This window comes from Streptomyces sp. NPDC003943 (assembly GCF_053605265.1).
Genome location: NZ_JBSGIW010000078.1, coordinates 1 through 20,934 on the forward strand (window position 1 = coordinate 1; position 20,934 = coordinate 20,934).

The following is a 20,934-nucleotide window of genomic DNA, read 5'->3' on the forward strand; positions in this document are numbered from 1 at the left end:
CGTTCGTGTCCTCGCGCCGCTGCTCGCCGCCCTCCTCCTCGACGATCTGCTTGATTCCGGGCTTCGCTCAGGGGGTCACGGGTTGATGCCGTCGTACTGGAGGACCCGGTAGGCGGTGGTCTGCTTGTTCGCGTCCGAGGACCACTGCGACACGATCAGGGTCAGCGAGGTCGCACTCGCACTTCCCGGGTGGATGTATCCGCCGTACAGGAACGGCAGTTGGGGCTTGCCCCAGTGGCTGATCGGCCAGGAGGCGTTCCCGACGATCTGCACCTTGGGTGCCGACCAGACGGCGTCGGGCCGGGCGGCGGTGCGGGTGCAGATCGAGTAGTCCGCCACGTCGAGGTAGCTCATGCAGTACCTGCCGCCGATGCGCTTCACGGAGAACTCGCCGATGTTGTTGCCGGAGAGGATGACCGACGGGCCGACGTCCCTGGTCCACTGCCAGCGGCCGTCCAGGTAGGCCCAGTTCTCCTGCGCGCCGAAGTTGCCCGCCCGGAACTCGTCCGGCGTGATCCGGAACAGCTGGATCGCGCCGCCGTCCGCCGTGTTCTTGTGTCCGCCGTTCCAGCGCTTGGAGAAGATGTACAGGTAGCCGTTGTCGATGCCCGCGAACGACCACATGCCGTACATGCTCTGGTTGGCGCCGAGGCGGTCACCGGGCCAGTGGTAGGGGTAGTCGTGCCAGGTCACGCCGTGGTCGTCGGAGTAGGCCACGCCGGACATCAGCGACCCGTCCCACCCGGCGGGCGGGTCCCAGGTGAACACCGAGGTGTACTGGATGTAGGTGCGGCCGCCGAACTCGATGCAGTCGTTGGGGATGCGGGAGACCTCGGTGTCGCCGTAGCCGTTGTCCTCGTTGTGCCGGTAGTCGAAGAGCTGGCCCGCCGCGCCGCCCGTGGGCATCGCCCAGGTGAAGGAGATCGGTGTGGCGCCCGAGCTGTCGAAGTTCGCCTGGTTCAGCATCACCGGGGAACCGATCCAGTCACCGGTCTGCCGTGGCCCCGTCCAGCTGTCCCCGAAGACGTAGCCCCACGTGCCGTCGTGCTCCCGGAAGTACGGAATGCCGAGGTCGCCCGAGACCAGCCCCTGCGCGCTCGCCGAGTCCCCGGGCTGTTCGCACAGCGGGGTGCCGACCTGCCCCGCCAGGGCGACGCCCCGGGTTCCGCGCGGCACGGCGGACGCGGCCCCCGGCGCGGCCACGGCCAGTCCCGCGCCCACCGCGAGGCCCATGCCGGCCCTCAGCGCGGTCCGTCTGCTGGGCACGTGGCCGGGCTGGGACGGGTTCGTCATCTCTCGGTCCTCCATGGTCACGACCAGCTCCGGTTCGCTTCGCTTTCTGCGCACGGGACCTCTCCCTCGTACCGAGTCGAGTACGCGGCGGCGTGGTCCGCCGTCGGCGACCCGCAAGGTAGCCAGGGGCGCACGGCGTGAGGCATCCGGAACGTTACGGGTTTCGCCCCTCCTCCCCCACGGTTAGCAGCCAGAAGCCTTACGCGGCACAGGCGCACCGCTACGGATCCGTTGCGGGGGTGGCGCTGTGCGCGTGCTGGCGGGAATCGGCACCGGATGCCGGTTCCGGAACCGGATGCCGGGTCCGGAACCGGGTGCCGGTCAGCGTGGGTTGCCCCGCGCCTTCAGCGGGGTCGTCGGGAGTTCCGGGGCGGGCAGCGGGGCGCCGGGGTAGCCCTTCACCTCGCCGAAGCGGTCGCCGGACATCCAGTCCTCCCGCGCCTGCCGGATCTCCTCGTCCGTGCGGGCGATGAAGTTCCACCACATGATGATCTCCTCCTCGAACGGCGTGCCGCCGAGCAGCACCACCCGCGCGCGCTCCGCGGACTCGTTGGTGACGGTCAGCGTGGTGCGTCCGGTGCCGGCGTAGCCCAGTTCGGCAGGGCGCAGCAGGGTGCCGTCGAGGCGTACGTCGCCCTCGTCGACGAGCAGGCCGTGCTCGAACTCCGGGTCGACGGCGAGGGTGACGGACGCGCCGGGGTCGAGGAGGAGTTCGGCGCCGAGCAGCGGGGTGAAGGTGCGCACGGGAGAGGTGTCGCCGGCGAGCGTGCCGAGGAAGACCCTGATGTCGGCGCCGTCGACGCGGAGCGGCTTCGGGGCGTGGTGCTGGAAGTCGCGCGGGGCGTGGCGGTGTTCGCCGGGGAGGGCCACCCACAGCTGGACGCCGTGCAGGACGGTGGTGTCGGGGGTGGAGACCTCGGTGTGGGCGATGCCGTGGCCGCCGGTCATGAGGTTGAGTTCGCCGGGCCGCACGAAGGCGTGGGTGCCGAGGCTGTCGCGGTGCTCGATCTCGCCGCTGAACAGCCAGCTGACCGTCTGCAGGCCGGTGTGCGGATGGGGGGCCACGTCCATGCCGCCGGAGTCGGCGACCCGGTCGGGGCCGTAGTGGTCGGCGAAGCACCAGGCTCCGATGAGTGTCCGGGACCGCTGTGGCAGTGTGCGCCGTACGGTCATCGCTCGCGGTCCGCCCAGCGGGACGTCCCGGGCGGTGAGGATCTCGACCTCCGCGTCGCCCATTTCCCGACCCCTCTCACTTCTCGGCCAGTTGCCCAGCCGCCTAGTTTCATTTTCAACAATCATGGGTGATGATAGCCGCGAAGACGAGCGAAGGAGCAACAGGTGAGCGACGACAGCACCCTGGCCCCGGTGGCCACGCGCACCGGGCGGGTCTACCTCGACAAGCAGAGCCCCGCCGCGTACCAGGCGCTGGTGAAGACGGCCGAGACCGTCCGCACCACCGCCGCCGAGGCGGGCCTCGACCGCATCCTGGTGGAGCTGGTCAACCTGCGCGTGTCGCAGCTCAACGGCTGCGCCTCCTGCCTCGACGTGCACACCAGGGCCGCGCTGCGGGCCGGCGAGACCACCCGGCGCCTCGGCGTGCTCGCCGCCTGGCGGGACACCGAGCTGTTCACCCCGCGCGAGCGCGCGGCCCTCGCCCTGGCGGAGGCCACGACGCACCCGGCGGACGCCCTCGCCCAGGAGCGGGCGTACGCCGACGCCCGCGAGGTCCTGGACGACGACGAGCTCTCCGCGGTGCTCTGGGTCGCCATCACCATCAACGCGTTCAACCGGGTCTCGATCCTCAGCAAGCACCCGGTCCGCGAGACCGCGACGGCCCTGCGCTGAGCCCCGGGGCACCCACCTAGGGTGCGGCGGCCCAGCCCGCGGCCGGCACGGAGAGGCGCCACAACACCGCCGCGCCGGAGAGGAGCAGGGCCAGCGTCACGCCCAGGGCCACGGAGATCCCGGCCTTGAGGAGCGCGGCGCCCATCAGGGCGCCGAGGAACATCGCCAGGACGTTGAGGACGCGCCGGCCGCCCGGGGCGGAGTCCGCGGCGATGCCGGTCAGGGTCATGGTCAGCACGGTCGTGACGAGGTGGGGCACCCTGAGTCGCCGGGCCACCGCGTTCTGCAGGCCCATGGCGAGGGCGAGCAGCACGATCAGGGTGTACTCGACGCTGGTGCCCACCCGCTCGTACGTGCCGTCACGCACGCCGTGCGCCGCGCCGGCGATGCCGAGCGCCACCGCGACCAGCACCGCCTGTACGGCCATGGCCGAGGCGAGCAGCCTGCCGCGGTGCGCCCCGAACCGCAGCCGCCCGCCGAACCGCAGCCCGAAGCGACCGCCGATCGCCGCGCCCGCCAGGAACGACGCCAGCGCGGCGGCGGACGCGGGCGCGGACAGCTCCTCGCCGCCGGCCAGCGCGAAGCCGAGGAACACCACGTTGCCGGTCATGTTGGCGACGAAGACGTGCCCGAGCCCGAGGAAGCTCACCGCGTCCACCAGCCCCGTCACGACCGCCAGGGCCAGCAGGACCGGCGGGAGCGGCCCGTGCCGGTCCCCCTTCGGAGGGACCAGTGTGCGGGCCGCCTGCACCAGCAGCGTACGCATTCCCGGATGCTCCTTCCGCGACGACAGCGACAGCCGCGGCCTTGGACTCCGCTCCCGAGGGCCGCCTCCTGACGGTCAGTCGACCGCCGGGAGGCTGTCCATGAAGGAGGACACCGAGAAGACCGCGCGGCCGGGGCCCGCCGGGCCGTAGCCGGGCGGCGAGCTGAGGCCGTGGGACTCCATGGTCGCGCGGTACGCGTCCAGAAGCCGGATGTGGTACTCCAGCGGCGCGCCCGCCGGGTTGGCCTTGCCGAGCGGGGTGGTGGGCTCGGGGCACCAGGTGGTGAAGCGGGGCGTGATGCCCCGGGACATGAAGTACTCCAGGCCCTCCGTCGTCGACGCGATGGCCTCGTCGACCGTCGTGAAACCGAAGGGCTCGGCCATCTCCACGCCCGCCACGAAGTTGGGGATGACGTTGCGCGGGCCGAAGACCTCCGCGGAGTCGAGGATGCGGCGGTGCCACTCGTCGCGGCCCACGTAGCGCTCCTTGCCCGGGCAGTACAGCTCGAACAGGCGCTTGTCCCACACCTCGTAGTTGGGGTGGTAGATCTGGATGCCGTAGTCCTTGAAGCGCTGCACGTCGGCCTTGGGCAGCGCCTGGGCGACGACCTTGCCGATCCAGCGGCCGGGGAAGCGCTCCTCGATGGCCTCGGCGTACTGGCCGTAGAAGTCGGCCTCGTCCTTGCCGCCGATGTGCGAGGTGACGGCGCCGCCGGTGAGCGTGTACGCGGTCGAGGCGCCGGCCGTGTCGTACCTGTCGATGATCTCCAGCGCCTCCAGGACCTCCTCGACCGGCTTCACACCGGTGTAGGGGCGTCCGGCCGCCTTGTGCTGGCGCCAGTTGTGGTTGATGTCGCAGTACTGGCACTCCTCCTTGGCGCCGAAGTACTGGCACACCCGGAAGACCGTCAGATAGACGAGGTAACCCCACTGGATGGTGGGGGCCACCTCCATCACGGACTTCCCGTTGGAGAGCGTGTGCCGGTAGTACTCGGGCATCGGCGGCAGGCCGACGTCCGCGATCCGGCGGCCGTCGAGGTAGAGCCCCAGCATCCCGTCCTCGCCCGCGGCGACCCGGTACGGCGACGCCGGGTTCACCCGGACGGAGACCACCGTGCGGCGCAGCTCGTACGGGCCGCCGGTGAGCACGATCTCCTCCGGCGGGCGGCGCAGCGCGGCCTCGCCCAGCTCGGGCAGGGTGCGGTGGTCGAAGGAGAAGATGAAGTACGACTTCGGCTTGACCTCACCGGACGCCTCGTCGCCCGAGTCGGTGAGCGCCGAGTCGTCGAACGCGATGCCACCGCGCAGCAGGTCCTCCTTGATCACCGCCTCCTTCGGGACGTGCGGGAAGCGGTGCATGAGGTCTTCGACCTCGTCGGTGCGGCGGATCATGCCTGGATACATCTCCTCGGTCGTGCGGTCGCGAGCCGTGCGTGGTGGGACCACCGACCTACCCTAGGACGGCGCCGGGGGGCGCGGCATCCGGCCCCGGTCGCAGAGCGGCCTACGCCCTGCGACCGAGGCCGCCTGCCCGCCCGTCCGTCCGCACACCGGCCCGCTCGTGCGCTCAGAAGTTGCCGTAGTTGACCTGCCAGGTCGGCAGGCCCATCCGGCGCCAGACCGCGACCACCCGGTCCCGGTCGTCGAGCGAGACCCGGACCGCGTAGCGGTGACGGACGTGGGTGTCGAACAACTCGGCCTTGACCAGGTCGTCGGAGCGGCCGTCGCCGGACGCGCGCATCCACAGCTCGTCGTACGGGACCTCGTGGCGGGCGAGCCACGCCTCCGTCAGCTCCCGGTGGTCCTCGCTGCGGCCGGAGAGCAGCACGATGCGGTCGCGGTGGGAGCCCTGGAAGGCGCGCAGGGCGTCGCGCACCGACACGTTGAGCAGGTCGAGGTCGCAGCGGGTGAAGTCGTACGGACCGCGGTCGCCGCGCAGCGCGAGGGTGCCGTCGATGTCGCAGAGGACGGCGGAGGGCAGGGCGGGGTCGGGGACGTACGGGGTGACGGCCGGGCGGTCGTTGAGCCATTCGCCGGTGAGGCGCCAGCCGCCGCGCGTGGCCTTGGCGTGCTTGTCGGCGAGGATGCGGATGATCTCCTCGCCGACCGGGCGGGCGCGCTCGGCGTCGCGGCGGACGCACTCCTCCACCGGCACATGGGTGAAGTCGTGCACGACGAAGACGGCCTCGCGGCCGGCGACGGCGGCCTTGAGGCGCTTCGGGATGTGCGGGGTGAGATGGGTGTTGTCGACGACGACGTCGAAGCCGTCGTCGACGGCCGCGCGGACCGCCGTGTCCTGGATGCCGAGCACGGTCTGCTCGTGGACGTGCGAGCGGCGCCCGTCGCCCGGCAGGTCGAGCATGGTGCGCAGGTCGTCGAGGTTGACGCGGCGCATCCGGCCCTCGGCCTGCTCCTGCAGGGCACGGGCGGCGGTGGTCTTGCCGGAGGCCGGCAGTCCTGTCATGACGTGGACCACGGGCACGGTCACGTTCGGTTCTCCTCGTCGGTGGTGAAGGGGTCGGCGGTCTCGGGGCGCAGCGAGCGCCAGACCAGCAGGTCGGTGGGGCGCCCGTCGAGGCGCATGAAGAGCGCTGAGCGCACGTCGCGGTCGGGCAGCGCCCGGACGGCGCGGGCGAACGCGCCCCGGTCTCCGGCGAGGTGAGCCACCGTCGCGTACGCCTCGTCGATGGCGCGCTCGCGGGCGGCGAACTCCTCCTCCAGGCGGGCGATCACGGATCGCACCCAGGCGTCGAACTCGTCGGGCACCTGCTCCAGGAGCGCGTCGAGCGGGCGTCCGCCTTCGGAGCGGATGCCGCCGAGCTCGGCCATGGACAGGCCGAGGCCCTGCGCCAGGATCTTGGCCGAGGTGCCGGCGAAGCGCTGGATGCCGTGGCCGCGCCAGATGTCGCGCTCGGTGACGCCGGTGACGACCTTGTGGAGGCGCACGTACTCGGCGATCTTCGCCTTGGCGCGGACGCCGGAGGCGAAGCGCAGGACGAAGCCCTCGGCGTCGGTGCCGGTGGCCGGGCTGCCGTCGGGCATGGTGCTGGAGTCGGTGAGCTTGACGAGTTCGTCCAGCGGCATGGCCGGGTGCACGGTGACGACCGAGCCGATGCCCTGCCAGTCGGCGGCGGCCACGGCGAGCGGTACCTCCGTGTCGTCGGGGCCGAAGGCGGCGAGCAGCACGAGGTCGCGGCGGTCGCCGTAGTCGACGACGATCCGGTTCTGCGGGTAGACGATCTCCGCGAGATACGTCACACCCGGCGCGAGCCGCGAGGTGTCCGCGGCGTCGAGGCGGCGCTGCGCCCAGGTGGCCTGGGTGCTGCTGAAGGAGCCCTTGGAGGCGACGTGCCAGCGTCCGTCGTAGTGGAAGACCACGCCGAGGCTGCCGTCGACCTTCTCGTACACCTCGAACGGCTCGTCGGGCAGCGCGGGCGCGTAGGAGCGACCGGTCTCGTGCTCGGAGACGTTGAAGAACTTGGGCAGCGGCAGGGCGACGATCCGGCCGGTGCGGTCGTCGGCCACGAGGCCGCGGCAGCGGGTGGTGACCTGGTTCCAGACGCCCTCGTACTGGCAGACCCGGGTGTAGGTGTAGATCGACAGCGGCAGCTCGGGATGTGTCTTGCGCGTCACATGCCCGGCGGCGACGGCGGCGGCCAGCTGGTCGCGCGGCAGCAGCGCGTCGAGAGTCAGGTGCGTCTGGTACGCCTGGCTCATGGGTTCCCCTCCCGTTTTTCGTGAAGGCCCATTCTTCTGTGACGGTCGGTGAGCTGACCAGCGATTTAGCGGGCGGGCCGCGAACCGTGGGCCGCGCGGCGGCACGAGCCGGCGGCCACGAGCGGGTGCGGGATTGCGGGCCCGTGCCCATGGGGGGACGTCCGGCCCCGTAGACTCGCCGCCCGAGAAGACTTTGCGGAAGCCGAGGAAGCGAGCCCATGAACTACGCGGACACCACCGCCCCCATCTACGCCGAGCTCATACGCGAGCAGGGGGACGTCCCCGGCGAGGTCCGTCGGACCGCCGAGGAGGTGCTGCGTGACCTCAGCCGGGTGATCCAGATGCCGCCGGCCGGGCTCGCTCCGACCGGCGCGCCGGCCGGGGCTCCGACCGGCGCGCAGATGGTACCGGCCGGCGCTCAGCTGGCGCCGATGGCCCCCTCGATGCAGTCCATGCAGCCTGGCCAGTCGTTGGCACCGATGCAGCCCATGCACCCGATGCAGTAACAACGGTAATTGCAGTAGCCGCAGTCGGCGCTTCGACACGAAGGCGACGAGACGACCGGGGGGTTGTGGGCATGACGGGTACGGACAGCGGGACGGGGCGGGCAGCCGCCGGGCACGAGCGGGTACGGCGCAGCTATGACGCCGTCGCGGAGGAGTACCGCGCCCGCATCGGCGACGAGCTCGCCGGCAAGCCGCTCGACCGGGCGCTGCTCGGCGCGCTCGTCGAGGAGGCCGGCGACGGGGCGGTGATCGCCGATCTGGGCTGCGGGCCCGGGCACATCGCCGCCTGGCTGGCCGGGCGGCAGCGGCGCGTGGTCGGGATCGACCTCTCCCCCGCCATGGTCGCGATCGGCCGCGACCGGCATCCGGAGGCCGAGTTCCGCGAGGGGGACCTGCTGGGACTGCCGGCCCGGGACGGCGAGTTCGACGCGGCCGTCGCGCTCTACTCCCTCATCCACCTCGGTCCTGGCGAACTCTCCCCCGCGCTCACCGAGATCCGCCGGGTGCTTCGCCCCGGCGCCCCGCTCCTGGTCGCCTTCCACATCGGCACCGAGGTGAGGAACCTCACCGAGTGGTGGGGGCACGCGGTGGACGTCGACTTCCACTACCTGGAGCCCACCGCCGTCACCGGCGCGCTGCGGGAGGCCGGCTTCCGGATCGAGGCCGAGCTGGAGCGGGCGCCCTACCCCCATGAGGCCGCGACGCGGCGCGCGTATCTGCTGGCCCGTCGGGAGGACTGAGCGGGCGCCGTCGAGCGGGCGGGATCGCCGGGGTCTACGCGGACGACCGCACGCCTGCGTGGTATATCAGGCAGGCGTCGCCGTTTTGTATACCAAGCTGTACGGACCAGTCGGCGGCCGCTCCTTCCCGTCCCGCGACCCGAGGAGACCCCCGTGGCATCGCAGCCCGCCTCCGGCCCTTCCGTCACCGTGTTCCGCGACGTCCGCCCGTTCGGCGGGGCCGCCGTCGATCTCGTCGCCGTGGACGGGGTGCTGGTGGACTCCGTGCCGGACGGCGCGCCGGCCGAGGTCGTCGACGGCGGCGGACGGATGGCGCTGCCGACGCTGGTGGACGCGCACATCCACCCGGACAAGACGGCGTGGGGCGAGTCCTGGCAGAGCCGTAGGGCGGCGCGGGGCATCGCCGACTACGTGGCGGGCGACGTGGAGCTGGCTCGCGCGCTGCCCACGCCGGTGGGCGAGCGCGCGTACCGGCTGATGGCGCACGCGGCCGCGCAGGGCACGCGCGCGATGCGGGCGCACGCGGACGTGGCTCCGGCGTTCGGGCTCGCCGGGCTGGAGGGGATCGCCGAGGCGCGGGAGCGGCTGCGCGGGATCGTGGACGTGGAGCTGGTCGCGTTCCCGCAGCACGGCGTCGTGCGGGTGCCGGGCGTGGTGGAGCTCCTGGAGGAGGCCGCGGCGAGCGGGCTGATCTCGCACGTGGGCGGGATCGACCCGGCCGGGTTCGACGCGACGGGCCGGCCGGGAGCCGCGGACGGCGACCAGCTGGGCACCGTGTTCGGGCTGGCCGAGCGGCACGGCCTCGGGCTCGACATCCATCTGCACGACCGGGGTGAGACCGGTCTCGTACCGCTGCGGGACATCGCCGCCCGCACCAGGGCGCTGGGTCTGCAGGGCCGGGTGAGCGTCGCCCACGCCTTCGCCGTCGCGCAGCTGTCGGGCAGGGAGCTTGACGAGACGGCGGACCTGCTCGCGGACGCCGGGGTCGCGCTGACCACGGTCGCGCTGTCCGAGGTGACCGTCCTGCCGTTCCGCCGGCTCGCCGAGCGCGGGGTGCGGGTCGGGCTCGGCTCGGACGGGGTGCGGGACAACTGGAGCCCGTTCGGCAACGCCGACATGCTGCACCGGGCGTGGCTGGCCGGCTGGGCCCTCGACGCGCGCCTCGACGAGGAGCTGACCGCCTGCTTCGAGCTCGCCGCGCACGGCGGCGCCGAGCTGCTGGGGCTGCCCCGGGCGGACCTGCGGCCCGGCGCTCCCGCCGACTTCATGCTCGTCGAGGGCGAGTGCGTGCCGCAGGCCGTGGTCGATGTGCCGCGCCGCGACCTGGTGGTGCGGGCGGGCCGGGTGGTCGCCCGGGACGGCGCCCTGGTCTGAGCCGCCGTCCCGTCGTCCCGCCCCGCCCCGTACCGGTCAGGCGGTGAGGGTCCGCCACAGGAAGGTGTGCTCCAGCGCGCTGTTGTAGGCGGTCTGTTCGTGGTCGCTGGCCCCGGCGTGACCGCCCGACAGCGTCTCGTGCAGCAGCACCCGATGGCCGAGCTCCCGCAGCCGGGCGGCGGCCTTGCGGGCATGTCCGGGGTGGACGCGGTCGTCGCGGGTCGAGGTGGTCAGCAGCACGGGAGGGTAGGGCCGGCCGGCTTCGAGGTGGTGGTACGGGGAGAGCGCGGCCAGGTGCGGCCGGTCGGCCGGGTCGTCCGGGTCGCCGTACTCCGCGGTCCAGCTGGCGCCGGCGAGCAGCGTGTGGAAGCGCAGCATGTCGAGCAGCGGGACGTGGCCGACGATCGCGCCGAACAGTTCGGGGCTGCGCACCAGCATCGCGCCCATCAGCAGGCCGCCGTTGCTGCCGCCGGTGATGCCGAGCCGGTCGGGGGTGGTGATGCCCCGGGCGACCAGGTCGCGGGCGACGGCCTCGAAGTCCTCGTAGGCGCGCGGCCGGTCGGCCTTGAGGGCGCTGCGGTGCCACTGGGGGCCGTACTCGCCGCCGCCGCGGATGCCGGCGACCACGTACGTACCGCCGCGGGCGAGCCAGGCGCGGCCGCGCACGGTGTCGTACGAGGGGGTGAGGGAGACCTCGAAGCCGCCGTAGCCGGTGAGGAGGGTGGGGCCGGGGAGCGCGCCGTGGCGGCCGACGACGGTGTACGGGACGCGGGTGCCGTCGGCGGAGGTCGCGAAGTACTGCCGGGCGTCGAGGCCGGTCGCGTCGAAGCGGGCGGGGGCCTGCTTGATCAGCTCGCCGGGTGCGCCGATCTCGCCGCGGTGCAGGGAGGGCGGGATGAGGTGGCCGGTGATGGAGAGGAAGTACTCGTCGCCGGTGTCGGGGTCGGTGTCGGTGAGGGCGGCGGAGGCCAGCGGCGGGATGTCGGCCAGCTCCTGGCGCTTCCAGTCGCCGGGACCGGTCGGCGGGGTGAGGACGTGCATCCGGCTGGCGACGTCCTGGAGGGTCTCGACGACGAGGTGGTTGCGGGTCCAGGAGTGCCCGGCGAGGGCGGTGCGCTCGTCGGGCGTGAACAGGACCTCGGGCTCGCGCCGTCCGGCGAGGAAGTGGTCGAAGCGGAAGGCGAGCAGGGAGCCCGCGGGCTGCCCGAGCCAGGGCGCCTTGGGGGTGACGAGGAGCCAGTCGCGGTGGACGGAGCTGTCGGCGTCGTCGGGGACGTCGATGCGGCGCAGCTCGCCGTCCTGGTCCAGGAGGTGGGTCTCGTGGTGCCAGAAGTCCCGGTAGCGGGAGACGAAGTCGCGCTCGAAGCCCTCGGTCGGGTCGTGCCAGGCGGAGACGACGAGGTCGGACTCGGCGCCCTCGTGGACGAGTTCCGCCTCGTCGAGGGGGGTGCCGCGGCGCCAGCGGCGGACGGTGCGGGGGTATCCGGAGGCGGTCAGGGAGCCGGGGCCCTGGTCGGTGCCGACGAAGACGTGGTCCTCGTCGATCCAGCCGATGTCGGTCTTGGCCTCGGGCAGCCGGAAGCCGTCCGCGACGAAGGCCCGCTCCACGAGGTCGTACTCGCGCACCACCACGGCGTCGCCGCCGCCCCGCGCGAGACTGAGCAGCGCCCGGCGGAACGCGGGCCGCAGCACCTGCGCCCCCGCCCAGGTCCAGTCCTCGCCCTCGGCCTCGGCCAGCGCGTCGAGGTCGAGCAGCACGTCCCAGTCGGGCGCGTCGCTGCGGTACTCCTCCAGCGTGGTGCGGCGCCACACACCGCGGGTGTGCCCGGCGCCCTGCCAGAAGTTGTAGAGGTGCTCGCCCCGGCGCCGGGTGTACGGAATCCGGTCCGGCGCGTCGAGCACCTCCCGCAGCTCACCGACCAGCCCGGCGAACTCCGCCCCGCCCGCGAGCTCCGCCTCCGTCTCGGCATTGCGCTTCCGCACCCAGTCGAGGGCCCGCTCGCCCTCGACCTCCTCAAGCCACAGATACGGGTCATCACTCACGCCCGGTCCTCCTCCCGCTCGAATCCCCTCGTGTCGACCATGGTGGACCATGCCACTGACAACGCGCCCGACCGCCCTCACCCGGACATCATTGGTTCGCCTGGCAACCAATCCGGACCCCGCCCCCACCCCAACACCTCACCGGCCTTCGTAAGTTAACCAATCGATTACTGCACGGCCGTATACCTTTGCGCCTCGTTCCCTCATCCTGTCCTCGGCGTGCCACCGGGGCACAGCGGGACTGGAGAGGCGGGGCATGATTCCCATCAGCCGCAGAGGCTTCGTAGGGATCGGGGCGGGGATCGTCGCGGGTGCGGCGCTGTCCGGCGGGACGGCGCGGGCGGCCGGGGCCGGGGAGGCGGGCGAGGCGACGTCGGCGGTCGCGGCGGCGGCCACCGGGGCGATCACGGACGTGAAGCACGTGGTGATCCTCATGCAGGAGAACCGGAGCTTCGACCACTACTTCGGCCGGCTGCGCGGTGTGCGGGGCTTCGGCGACCGGGCCGCGGGCAACATCCCGGGCGGCTGGGGCACGTTCAACCAGCCGAACTGGGGCGGCCGGCAGTACCCGTGGAAGCTGAGCTCCACTCCGCCGGCGGGCGGGGTGGACGGCGAGACGCTCGCGCAGTGCAACGGCGACCTGCCGCACAGCTGGACCTCCCAGCACGCCGCCTGGGACAAGGGGCGGATGGACAACTGGGTCGCGGGCGTGGGCAACGTCCGCACCCTGGGCTACCTGGACCGCGGCGACATACCGTTCCACTACGCCCTCGCGGACAACTACACCGTCTGCGACGCCTACTTCTGCTCGACGCTGAGCGCGACCGGCCCGAACCGCACCTTCCTGTGGAGCGGGAAGGTCGATTCCGGCAGCAAGGACGGCGGCGACGAGTCCGGGCTGACCTGGGAGACGTACGCGGAGGCGCTGCAGCGGGCCGGGGTGAGCTGGAAGGTCTACCAGAACGCCCAGGACAACTTCGGCGACAACGGCCTCGCGTACTTCAAGAAGTTCACCGACGCCAGGCCGGGCGACCCGCTGTACGACCGGGGCATGGCCTCGGTGCCGAAGGTGGCCGGCTCGACCCCGGACGACATCGCCGCCGCGATCCGCGCCGACGCCGTCGCCGGCACCCTGCCGCAGGTGTCGTGGGTGGTGGCGAGCGAGGCGTTCTCGGAGCACCCGTACGCCCCGCCGGGCGACGGCGCGCACTTCGTGAACCTGGTATACCAGGCCCTCGCCGCGAACCCCGAGGTCTTCGACTCGACCGTGCTCTTCCTCAACTACGACGAGAACGACGGCTTCTTCGACCACGTGCCGCCGCCGGTCGCGCCGCCCGGGACCCCGGGCGAGTACATCGACGGCGTGCCGATCGGCCTCGGCTTCCGGGTTCCGATGATTGTCATGTCCCCGTGGACCCGGGGTGGCTGGGTCAGCTCCGAGGTCTTCGACCACACCTCCGTGCTGCGCTTCATGGAGGTCTGGACGGCCGCCCTCGGCACCCCCGCCACCTGCCCCAACATCAGCGACTGGCGCCGCCGGGTCAGCGGCGACCTGACCGGGGTCTTCGACTTCACCCGTCCGGTCTACGGCGTCCCGGCGGGCCTGCCGTCCACCGCCAAGGTCATCGGCCAGGCCACCTGCGGCCCGCTGCCCAACCCGGCCCCGCAGGACAACGCCCTGCCGTCGCAGGAGACGGGCACGCGGCCGGCCCGCGCCGTCCCGTACCAGGTCAACGGCAATCTGGACCGCTTCGAGTTCGGCGCCGCCGGCAAGATCCTCGCCTGGTTCTCCATGACCAACCAGGGCACCGAGGCGCGCCGCACCGCGCACTTCTCGATCCACCCGCACCAGTACCGGGACACGGCCGCCTGGCAGTACACGGTCGACCCGGGCAGCACCGCCACCGACTACTTCAACATCGGGCTCGGTTCCGGCTCCGGCAAGTACGACATCTCGATGATGGGCCCCAACCGCTTCCTGCGCCGCTTCATCGGCGACGCCTCCAAGGCGGGCAAGGACATCGAGGTCGCGGCGCGGTACGCGACGGAGCCGGGCACCGGGAAGACGGCGATCTGGTTCAGGATGACCAACAACGCGTCCACCGCGGTGACCTTCACCATCCGCTCCGACGCCTACCGGTCGGACGGCCCCTGGACGTACACCGTGCCGGCGAAGTCGTCCCGCGAGGACTACTTCAACGCGGTCGCCTACACCGACGGCTGGTACGACTTCACCGTCCTGGCCGACATCGACGGCACCTGGTCGCGCCGCTACACCGGCCACATCGAGACGGGCGCGCCCAGCGTCTCCGGCTGAGCGCCCCCGCGACGACCCGTGTGTCCTGCCGCCGTCAGCGCGGCGGCAGGACCGTCAGGACCCGCTCGATGAAGCCCTTGAAGTCGTTCATGAAGTCGGAGAGGAACTGCTGGGTGGTGGGGTCGGTGACCTCGCCGTCCTCGCCGAAGAGCCCCGGCGTGAACTGGATGTACGCCTCCGGGGCGTTCATCTGCGGGGAGTTGCAGAAGCTCAGCACGGAGCGGAGGCTCTGCTGGGCCACCGCGGTGCCGATCTTCCCGGGCGAGGTGCCGATCACCGCCGAGGGCTTGTGGGTGAAGGAGTTGGTGCCCCAGGGCCGGCTCGCCCAGTCGATGGCGTTCTTCAGGCCGCCCGGGATGGAGCGGTTGTACTCGGGCGTGACGAACAGGACCGCGTCGGCGGCGGCGATCGCGTCCTTGAGCGCCCTGCCCTCGGGCGGATAGTCGGTGTCGAAGTCGTGGTTGTAGAGCGGCAGGTCCTTGATGGGGATCTCACGGAACTCCAGGCCCGGCGGCGCGACCCGGATCAGCGCCCTGGAGAGGATCCGGTTGATGGACTTGGCCGACAGACTGCCGACGAAATAGCCGACCTTGTACGTGGTCATGCGGTTGCCGTCCTTCGTCGAAGGGGGTTCCCGGCGAAGGTAACCCGGTCGGGAGGCCCCTGCGACCGAGGCGGTTCCCCGTCTTGCGGCCCCTCTCCCACCCCTTCACCTCTTCTCCCCTTTTGCCGGATATGCTCAGCTTTCGGATGATGGGTTCGTTCAGTGAGGGTGGACAAGGCGTGGAAAGGCGGTCTTACCCGTGGCTCGACCCAGAATCCTCGTGGTGGGCGCCGGTTTCGCCGGGGTCGGGTGCGTACGGCGCCTCGAACGACGGCTGACCGGACGGGAGGCGGCGATCTCCCTGCTGTCCCCCTTCTCGTACCAGCTCTATCTGCCACTGCTTCCCCAGGTCGCCTCCGGCGTGCTCACCCCGCAGTCGGTGGCGCTGTCCCTGCGGCGCAGCGAGCGGCACCGGACCCGGATCATCCCCGGCGGCGCGGTCGGCATCGACACCGACGCCAAGGTGTGCGTGGTGCGCACCATCACCGGCGAGCTGACGACCGAGCCGTACGACCATCTGGTCCTGTCCCCCGGCAGCGTCACCCGCACCTTCGACATCCCGGGGCTCGCCGAGCACGCGCGCGGCATGAAGACCCTCGCCGAGGCCGTCTACATCCGCGACCACGTGATCGCCCAGCTCGACCTCGCCGACGCGAGCGAGGACGAGGCCGAGCGGGCGGCGCGGCTGCAGTTCGTGGTGGTGGGCGGCGGTTACGCGGGGACCGAGACGGCGGCCTGTCTGCAGCTGCTCACCCGCAACGCGGTCAGGCGCTATCCGCGGCTCGACCCGGCGCTCATCAAGTGGCACCTGGTGGACATCGCGCCCACCCTGATGCCCGAGCTCGGGCCCAAGCTGGGCGGGGCCGCCCTCGGCATCCTGCGGCGGCGCGGGATCGAGGTCTCGCTCGGCGTGTCGGTGGCGTCCGTCGACGACGAGAACGTGATGCTCACCGACGGCCGTGTGCTGCCCTGCCGGACGCTCATCTGGACGGCGGGCGTCGCGGCCAGCCCGCTGATCGGGACGCTCGGCGCGGAGACGATGCGCGGGCGGCTCGTGGTCGACGCGGACCTGAAGGTGCCCGGTCTCGACGGCGTGTACGCCATGGGCGACGCGGCCGCCGTGCCGGACCTGGCCAAGGACGAGGAGGGCGCGATCTGCCCGCCGACCGCCCAGCACGCCATGCGTCAGGGCAAGGCGCTCGCGGACAACCTGGTCGCCGTCATGCGGGGCGAGCAGACCAGTCCGTACCACCACAAGGACCTGGGCCTGGTGGTGGACCTCGGTGGGCTCGACGGCGTCTCGAAGCCGATGGGCGTCGAGCTCCACGGCATGCCGGCCCAGGCGGTGGCCCGCGGCTACCACTGGGCGGCGCTGCGCACCAACGTGGCGAAGGCCCGGGTGATGACGAACTGGCTGCTCAACGCGGTGGCCGGCGACGACTTCGTCCGCACCGGCTTCCTGGCCTCGAAGTCCGGCACCCTGAAGGACTTCGAGTACACGGACGCCTATCTCACCCCGGACCAGGTCCGCGCCCACACGGCATCACTGCGCGCCGGGAAGTCCTGAGGCCGGACCAGGACCCGGGCCTGATCCGGCCGTCCCCCGGACGGCCGGATCGGCCGGGTCAGCCGGATCGGCCGGTCAGATGTCGATCACGCGGTAGGCGATCGTGTACACGCCGCCGGAGCCCTCCAGGGAGCGGTACTGGGTCTCGGCGCCGACCTCGCTGCCGGTGACGAGGGTCGCGCCCAGCTTGTCGTCGCCGCCGAAGGTGTCCTTGTCCCAGAGGGTGAGGGTGCGGGCCTGCTCGCGGCCGAGGACGAGGGCCGTGCTGCCGTTGCCGTCGGTCATGTCGCGGACGTAGCCGGGGCCCATGGTCTGGTACGAGATGCCGTTGCCGGGCCACACCTTGATCTGGTTGCCGTTGGCGTCGGTGATGTTGAGGTACGCCTCGTCGTGGTCGCCCTCGCTCTGCTGGTAGCAGGTGAGCTGGAGCAACTCGATCTTCACGTAGTCGATCGGTTCCGCCTGGGCGGTGCCGGCGAAGACGCCGAGGCTGCCGAGACCGAAGAGCGCGACGGCGGCGGTGCGGGCGATGCGGTTGGTGCGCATGTGGATGTCCCCCTTCGTGACGCCGCTGTCCGGCGTCACGTCTGTCGTTGTGGTGTCGTGTGCGTACGTCCCGCCGTGTCCGGCGGGGCCGCTCGTGCCGTTTCCCCTCGGCACACCCACACTCTGCCGCGCCCGCCCGCCGCTCTTCTACGCGCGTTCCACTGGGCGGAACAACTCCGCGACTCCGGCGTTCTCAGCCGGCGATGACCGGCGCCGGGCCCATGACCACGACCGGCCTGCGCGTCGGGTCGAGGACGCGCAGCAGCTCCTCCATGTTCTCGCGGGGCAGCGAGACGCATGCCTGGGTGGGGCCGCCGTGGTCGACGTGGATCCAGACGCCGCCGCCCTTCTCCGGGCCGAGCGGACGCTCCTTGTTCAATGGCGTCGTGCCGGGGACGCGGTTGTAGTCGATGGCGACGACGTAGTCGAAGGACCCTTCCAGGTCCTCGCCGAGGAAGCCGGTGCCCGACACGGCGAACTCCTCGTCCTGGTCGTACGGGAGGCGGGAGCCGGGGTCGGGAAGCCGGCCGCCCGCGTCGCCGAGCCGGAAGACTCCGGTCGGCGAGCGCAGATCACCCGCCACGTGGTCGTCGGTCCAGCCGTTCAGGGCGTTGTGGCCGGTCCAGGGTCCGGCGGCCCTGCGCCATCGGCCGGCCGGCTCCCGGTCGTAGAGGACGGCGGTGGCCGCGTTGCCGTCGGCACTGTCCCCGCGCACCACGAGGACCTGGCCTGCGTCGTCGGGGATCCGGGCCTGGGTGACCGGGCCGACGCCCGGGATGCGGGCAGGGGCACGGGCGCGGTCAGGGGCGGGGGCACGGGCAGGAGCAGGGGCACGGTCAGGGGCAGCGGCTGGGGCAGGGGCACGGTGGGTGGCATGGGGACCGGCCTGTGCCGGCGGCCTCGCCGGACCCTTGGCCGGCGGGGCGGCCGGTGGTCGCTGCGCCGCGGCGCAGCCGGTCAGAGCCAGGGTCGCGGTCAGGGCGCAGGTCAGCACCGTGGCGGTGCCCTTGCGGACGGGCATGGATCGGCGACCTCCGTGACAGCGGGCAGTGCCGCCATGCGTACCCGGTCCGTACGCGGGCGTGTCGCCCCGCCCGTACGCCCTCACTCATCCGAGCGACCCGGGTAAAGCAGTTGACGGGGTGACACGTGCACGGGTTACCTCCCGCCATGACCGACCTGCGCATCATTCCCGTCGACCCGGCCGACGCCGCGGCGGCACCCACGCTGCTCGCGGACTGGCGGCTGATCCACAACGCCGTCATCCCCACGGCGCCGCTCTCCACGGCCGAGGTGCGCGAGCGCGCGGGCCGCAACCGCCTGGCCGTCGCCTACGCGGACGGCGTACCGGTCGGCTGCTCCACCGTCCGCCCGCCGGACGGGGAGACGCCCGCTGCCACGGTCATCTCCCGGATCCTGCCCGAGCACCGGGGACGGGGGTACGGGACGGCGCTGTACGAGCAGGGCCTGACGCAGGCCCGGACGCTGAGCGGGGCGGGCGTGGAGACGGTGGTGCTCGCGAGCAATGCGGAGGGACTGCGGTTCGCGCTGGCACGCGGCTTCGTGGAGACGGAGCGGTATCTGCTGCCGGGCGACACGGTGCCGTTCGTGACGCTGCGTCTCGACGAGACGGCGGACGAGACGGCGGACGGGACCACGGACGATCCGGCGGGCGAGTCCGCGGACAGCACCGCGAACGGGACCGCACCAGAGCGGCCGCGGCCGTGAATTCACTGGACCGGTCGCCCGGGGTGCGGCATCATCGGCCCATGATCGACAGAATCGAGCACCCCTCCGCCCGGTGAGCGCCCAGGAAGAGCGCACGGCGCTCAACTCCCGGCCCCCCTTGTACGAATGCGCCCTCCGCGCCCCGGAGGACGCCCTCCCCGACGAACCACCCGAGCCGGAAGCCCCGGGGCTGCGCGGCCGGAAGGCCACCGCTGCCGTAAGGGCATCCCTCGGTCCGCTCCTCGCCGGGCCCGACACCCCGGCGGCGCTCGACGAGCTCCACCGCCGGCTCGCCGAACTCCCCGTCCGCACCGGCCCGCTGGTCGCAGCCGCCCTGTCCCTGCCGCTCGACGACGAGGCCGCGGCCCGTGCGATCGGCCGCCGACTGGTCCGTACGGGCACGGCGCGCCGATCGGTGAGTCTCGGCCTGGCGCTCCTGCGGCGGCTCGGCGAACCCGAGGACGTGCCGTATCTGGAGGTGCTGTCCCGGCTGCGCAGGCTTTCCGGCCTGGCGGTGACGGCCCTGGAGCGGCTGGATCCGCGGACCGCCGCGCTGCGCTGGCTGGACACCCGGGTCCGTGGTCCCGAGCTGCGCCCGATGGTGGACGCGCTGCTGTCCCGCCCGGTGCCGGACGTCCGTGAGCTGCTGATCGCGCAGCCCCTGGACGCCCGGACCGTCGGGCCCGCACCGGCCCGGCGGATCGCCGAGGCCACCGGCCTCGCCGGCCTCCTCGACCGGGACCCGGTGGATCCGCGCCTCCTCGCCCAGGCGGCACGGCTGCTCGTCCGGATGGCGAGTCAGCAGGACTACGAGGCCGAGATCCTCGGTTACGGCGAGGCGGTGGCGGCCTGTGACGCCCTGGTCCGGCGCGCCTCGGCGCTCCCGCCGACCGTCGGACACGCCGCCGTGCTGCTCTCGCTCGCCGTGGACCTGCACAGCGGGCCGACGCATCTGCTGCCCTGGCGGGACGGGCAGCGCGAACAGCTCCTGGACGCGCTCGGGTCACTGCTCGCCGCCCCCGCCTGGGCCCACGCCCTGGCGGAACCCGCCGCGGACGCGCCGCCGGCCGTGCGGCGTCGCGCGGCCTGGCTGCGCTACACCACCGAGCGGGTCTTCCGGGCACCGGAGCCGCCCACCCGGCTCCGGATCGAGATCCTCTCGCGCGACCCGGCCGACGTCACGGAAAGCGTCGAGACCCGTTTCCTCGTCGACGGCCGTCCGCTGGTGCCGGCGGTCTTCGGGCGCGGCTCGGGCAATCCGCCCGAGTACTTCCTCGACAGGGGCGCGTTGCGCGCCTCCGAGGAGCCGCGAGAGGTGCAGCTCGCGGAGGCGTGGTGCACCGAGGGCTGCTGCGGCGCGCTGTGGGTGACGGTGGCCCGGGAGGGCGATGAGGTGGTGTGGCGCGACTGGCGTCACCCCGGCCGGCTCCCGTCCGGCGCGCCGGCACCCGGGCTTCCCGCGTACCGCTTCGACGCCGCCGCCTACGACGCCGAGGTCGCCCGGGCAGCCGGCGACGACCGCTGGTCGTGGCCGGCCCGCACGACCGGCCGGCTGATCGCCGCGGCGCTGCGGGAGCGCCCGGAGCTGCTCGCCCGCTGGGGGGTGCGGTTCGACTGGGCGGGTGCCGACTACCGGGACCCGGACGCGACGGGCGTGTGGTTCAGGGACACGGGCGCGGGCGCGGGTTCGGCCGGGTCGGACGAGCCGGGGTCGCAGTTCGTCTGGCGGCTGCCCGAGGACGGGGCTCCCCCGGCCGAGCGGGCGGCGTCGGCACTGCGGCGGCTCGAGCAGGAGGACCCGAGGGGGTACGCCGGGCCACCGTGAGACGACGGCCGGCCCGACCCTGCCTGTCTGCATGACGGACCACGTGACTGACGATCCGTCAGA

Annotated in this window: 17 protein-coding genes and 1 pseudogene; 8 read left to right on the forward strand and 10 right to left on the reverse strand. The window is 72.7% G+C overall.

All coding sequences use genetic code 11. From position 1 onward, the window contains the following. Positions 1 to 75: 75 nt before the first annotated feature. Both ACWEV0_RS27180 and ACWEV0_RS27185 read right to left on the reverse strand, forming a co-directional pair. Entirely contained in the window at positions 76 to 1,293 is a 1,218-nt protein-coding gene (locus ACWEV0_RS27180; protein ID WP_453152179.1) for a DUF4185 domain-containing protein, read from the reverse strand. A gap of 321 nt (positions 1,294 to 1,614) precedes the next feature. Further along, the gene (locus ACWEV0_RS27185) at positions 1,615 to 2,529 is read right to left on the reverse strand and encodes a pirin family protein (protein WP_453152136.1); all 915 of its coding nucleotides are present in this window, start codon (positions 2,527 to 2,529) and stop codon (positions 1,615 to 1,617) included. Positions 2,530 to 2,631: 102 nt separating this feature from the next. Between ACWEV0_RS27185 and ACWEV0_RS27190 the strand changes: the two genes are divergently transcribed. Next, the gene (locus tag ACWEV0_RS27190) at positions 2,632 to 3,138 is read left to right on the forward strand and encodes a carboxymuconolactone decarboxylase family protein (RefSeq protein ID WP_453152138.1); all 507 of its coding nucleotides are present in this window, start codon (positions 2,632 to 2,634) and stop codon (positions 3,136 to 3,138) included. A 16-nt stretch (positions 3,139 to 3,154) separates the two neighbouring features. On the opposite strand, the gene ACWEV0_RS27195 is transcribed toward ACWEV0_RS27190, so the two are convergent. The 4 genes from ACWEV0_RS27195 to ACWEV0_RS27210 form a co-directional block, all read right to left on the reverse strand. Continuing rightward, entirely contained in the window at positions 3,155 to 3,904 is a 750-nt protein-coding gene (locus ACWEV0_RS27195) for a YoaK family protein (RefSeq protein ID WP_453152139.1), read from the reverse strand. Positions 3,905 to 3,979: 75 nt separating this feature from the next. Beyond that, positions 3,980 to 5,296 (reverse strand): radical SAM protein, encoded by a 1,317-nt coding sequence (locus ACWEV0_RS27200; protein WP_453152140.1) that lies wholly within the window; start codon positions 5,294 to 5,296, stop codon positions 3,980 to 3,982. Between the two features lie 175 nt (positions 5,297 to 5,471). Further along, positions 5,472 to 6,392, reverse strand: a complete 921-nt coding sequence (locus ACWEV0_RS27205; protein ID WP_453152141.1) for a phosphatase domain-containing protein — start codon at positions 6,390 to 6,392, stop codon at positions 5,472 to 5,474. After that, positions 6,389 to 7,621: a T4 RnlA family RNA ligase gene (locus ACWEV0_RS27210; protein ID WP_453152142.1), complete on the reverse strand. Its 1,233-nt coding sequence runs from the start codon at positions 7,619 to 7,621 to the stop codon at positions 6,389 to 6,391. Before ACWEV0_RS27210 ends, ACWEV0_RS27205 begins: the two co-directional genes overlap by 4 nt. A 218-nt stretch (positions 7,622 to 7,839) precedes the next feature. Between ACWEV0_RS27210 and ACWEV0_RS27215 the strand changes: the two genes are divergently transcribed. The 3 genes from ACWEV0_RS27215 (at position 7,840) to ACWEV0_RS27225 (ending at position 10,241) form a co-directional block, all read left to right on the forward strand. Further along, on the forward strand, positions 7,840 to 8,127 hold the full coding sequence (locus tag ACWEV0_RS27215) for a hypothetical protein (protein ID WP_453152143.1): 288 nt from the start codon (positions 7,840 to 7,842) through the stop codon (positions 8,125 to 8,127). Positions 8,128 to 8,198: 71 nt separating this feature from the next. Continuing rightward, the gene (locus ACWEV0_RS27220; RefSeq protein ID WP_453152144.1) at positions 8,199 to 8,867 is read left to right on the forward strand and encodes a class I SAM-dependent methyltransferase; all 669 of its coding nucleotides are present in this window, start codon (positions 8,199 to 8,201) and stop codon (positions 8,865 to 8,867) included. A 153-nt stretch (positions 8,868 to 9,020) separates the two neighbouring features. Further along, positions 9,021 to 10,241 carry an amidohydrolase gene (locus ACWEV0_RS27225; RefSeq protein ID WP_453152145.1) on the forward strand — a complete coding sequence of 407 codons (1,221 nt, stop codon included), beginning with the start codon at positions 9,021 to 9,023 and terminating at the stop codon, positions 10,239 to 10,241. 36 nt (positions 10,242 to 10,277) lie between these two features. Here the strand turns inward: ACWEV0_RS27225 and ACWEV0_RS27230 are convergent, their stop codons facing one another. Then, entirely contained in the window at positions 10,278 to 12,335 is a 2,058-nt protein-coding gene (locus ACWEV0_RS27230) for a prolyl oligopeptidase family serine peptidase (protein WP_453152147.1), read from the reverse strand. Between the two features lie 205 nt (positions 12,336 to 12,540). On the opposite strand from ACWEV0_RS27230, the gene ACWEV0_RS27235 reads away from it, so the two are divergent. After that, a complete protein-coding gene (locus ACWEV0_RS27235) occupies positions 12,541 to 14,601 on the forward strand; it encodes a phosphocholine-specific phospholipase C (RefSeq protein ID WP_453152148.1) in 2,061 nt (686 codons plus the stop codon). A gap of 34 nt (positions 14,602 to 14,635) precedes the next feature. Here the strand turns inward: ACWEV0_RS27235 and ACWEV0_RS27240 are convergent, their stop codons facing one another. Then, entirely contained in the window at positions 14,636 to 15,205 is a 570-nt protein-coding gene (locus ACWEV0_RS27240; RefSeq protein WP_453152149.1) for an NADPH-dependent FMN reductase, read from the reverse strand. 199 nt (positions 15,206 to 15,404) lie between these two features. On the opposite strand from ACWEV0_RS27240, the gene ACWEV0_RS27245 reads away from it, so the two are divergent. After that, entirely contained in the window at positions 15,405 to 16,772 is a 1,368-nt protein-coding gene (locus ACWEV0_RS27245) for an NAD(P)/FAD-dependent oxidoreductase (RefSeq protein WP_453152150.1), read from the forward strand. A gap of 75 nt (positions 16,773 to 16,847) precedes the next feature. On the opposite strand, the gene ACWEV0_RS27250 is transcribed toward ACWEV0_RS27245, so the two are convergent. Both ACWEV0_RS27250 and ACWEV0_RS27255 read right to left on the reverse strand, forming a co-directional pair. Further along, a complete protein-coding gene (locus tag ACWEV0_RS27250; protein ID WP_453152151.1) occupies positions 16,848 to 17,318 on the reverse strand; it encodes a hypothetical protein in 471 nt (156 codons plus the stop codon). Positions 17,319 to 17,511: 193 nt separating this feature from the next. Then, positions 17,512 to 18,033, reverse strand: a complete 522-nt coding sequence (locus tag ACWEV0_RS27255) for a L,D-transpeptidase family protein (protein ID WP_453152152.1) — start codon at positions 18,031 to 18,033, stop codon at positions 17,512 to 17,514. Between the two features lie 455 nt (positions 18,034 to 18,488). Here ACWEV0_RS27255 and ACWEV0_RS27260 point away from each other — a divergent pair. After that, positions 18,489 to 18,941 (forward strand): annotated as a pseudogene (locus ACWEV0_RS27260) (GNAT family N-acetyltransferase); the annotation flags it as partial. Between the two features lie 178 nt (positions 18,942 to 19,119). Further along, positions 19,120 to 20,871 (forward strand): hypothetical protein, encoded by a 1,752-nt coding sequence (locus tag ACWEV0_RS27265; protein WP_453152153.1) that lies wholly within the window; start codon positions 19,120 to 19,122, stop codon positions 20,869 to 20,871. The last annotated feature ends 63 nt before the right edge of the window (positions 20,872 to 20,934 follow it).

Bases quoted from the DNA above. Each gene is read 5' to 3' on its own strand.
- ACWEV0_RS27180 (WP_453152179.1), bottom strand. From the start codon at position 1,293: ATGACGAACCCGTCCCAGCCCGGCCACGTGCCCAGCAGACGGACCGCG.
- ACWEV0_RS27185 (WP_453152136.1), bottom strand. From the start codon at position 2,529: ATGGGCGACGCGGAGGTCGAGATCCTCACCGCCCGGGACGTCCCGCTG.
- ACWEV0_RS27195 (WP_453152139.1), bottom strand. From the start codon at position 3,904: ATGCGTACGCTGCTGGTGCAGGCGGCCCGCACACTGGTCCCTCCGAAG.
- ACWEV0_RS27200 (WP_453152140.1), bottom strand. From the start codon at position 5,296: ATGATCCGCCGCACCGACGAGGTCGAAGACCTCATGCACCGCTTCCCG.
- ACWEV0_RS27210 (WP_453152142.1), bottom strand. From the start codon at position 7,621: ATGAGCCAGGCGTACCAGACGCACCTGACTCTCGACGCGCTGCTGCCG.
- ACWEV0_RS27215 (WP_453152143.1), top strand. From the start codon at position 7,840: ATGAACTACGCGGACACCACCGCCCCCATCTACGCCGAGCTCATACGC.
- ACWEV0_RS27220 (WP_453152144.1), top strand. From the start codon at position 8,199: ATGACGGGTACGGACAGCGGGACGGGGCGGGCAGCCGCCGGGCACGAG.
- ACWEV0_RS27230 (WP_453152147.1), bottom strand. From the start codon at position 12,335: ATGGTCCACCATGGTCGACACGAGGGGATTCGAGCGGGAGGAGGACCG.
- ACWEV0_RS27235 (WP_453152148.1), top strand. From the start codon at position 12,541: ATGATTCCCATCAGCCGCAGAGGCTTCGTAGGGATCGGGGCGGGGATC.
- ACWEV0_RS27240 (WP_453152149.1), bottom strand. From the start codon at position 15,205: ATGACCACGTACAAGGTCGGCTATTTCGTCGGCAGTCTGTCGGCCAAG.
- ACWEV0_RS27250 (WP_453152151.1), bottom strand. From the start codon at position 17,318: ATGCGCACCAACCGCATCGCCCGCACCGCCGCCGTCGCGCTCTTCGGT.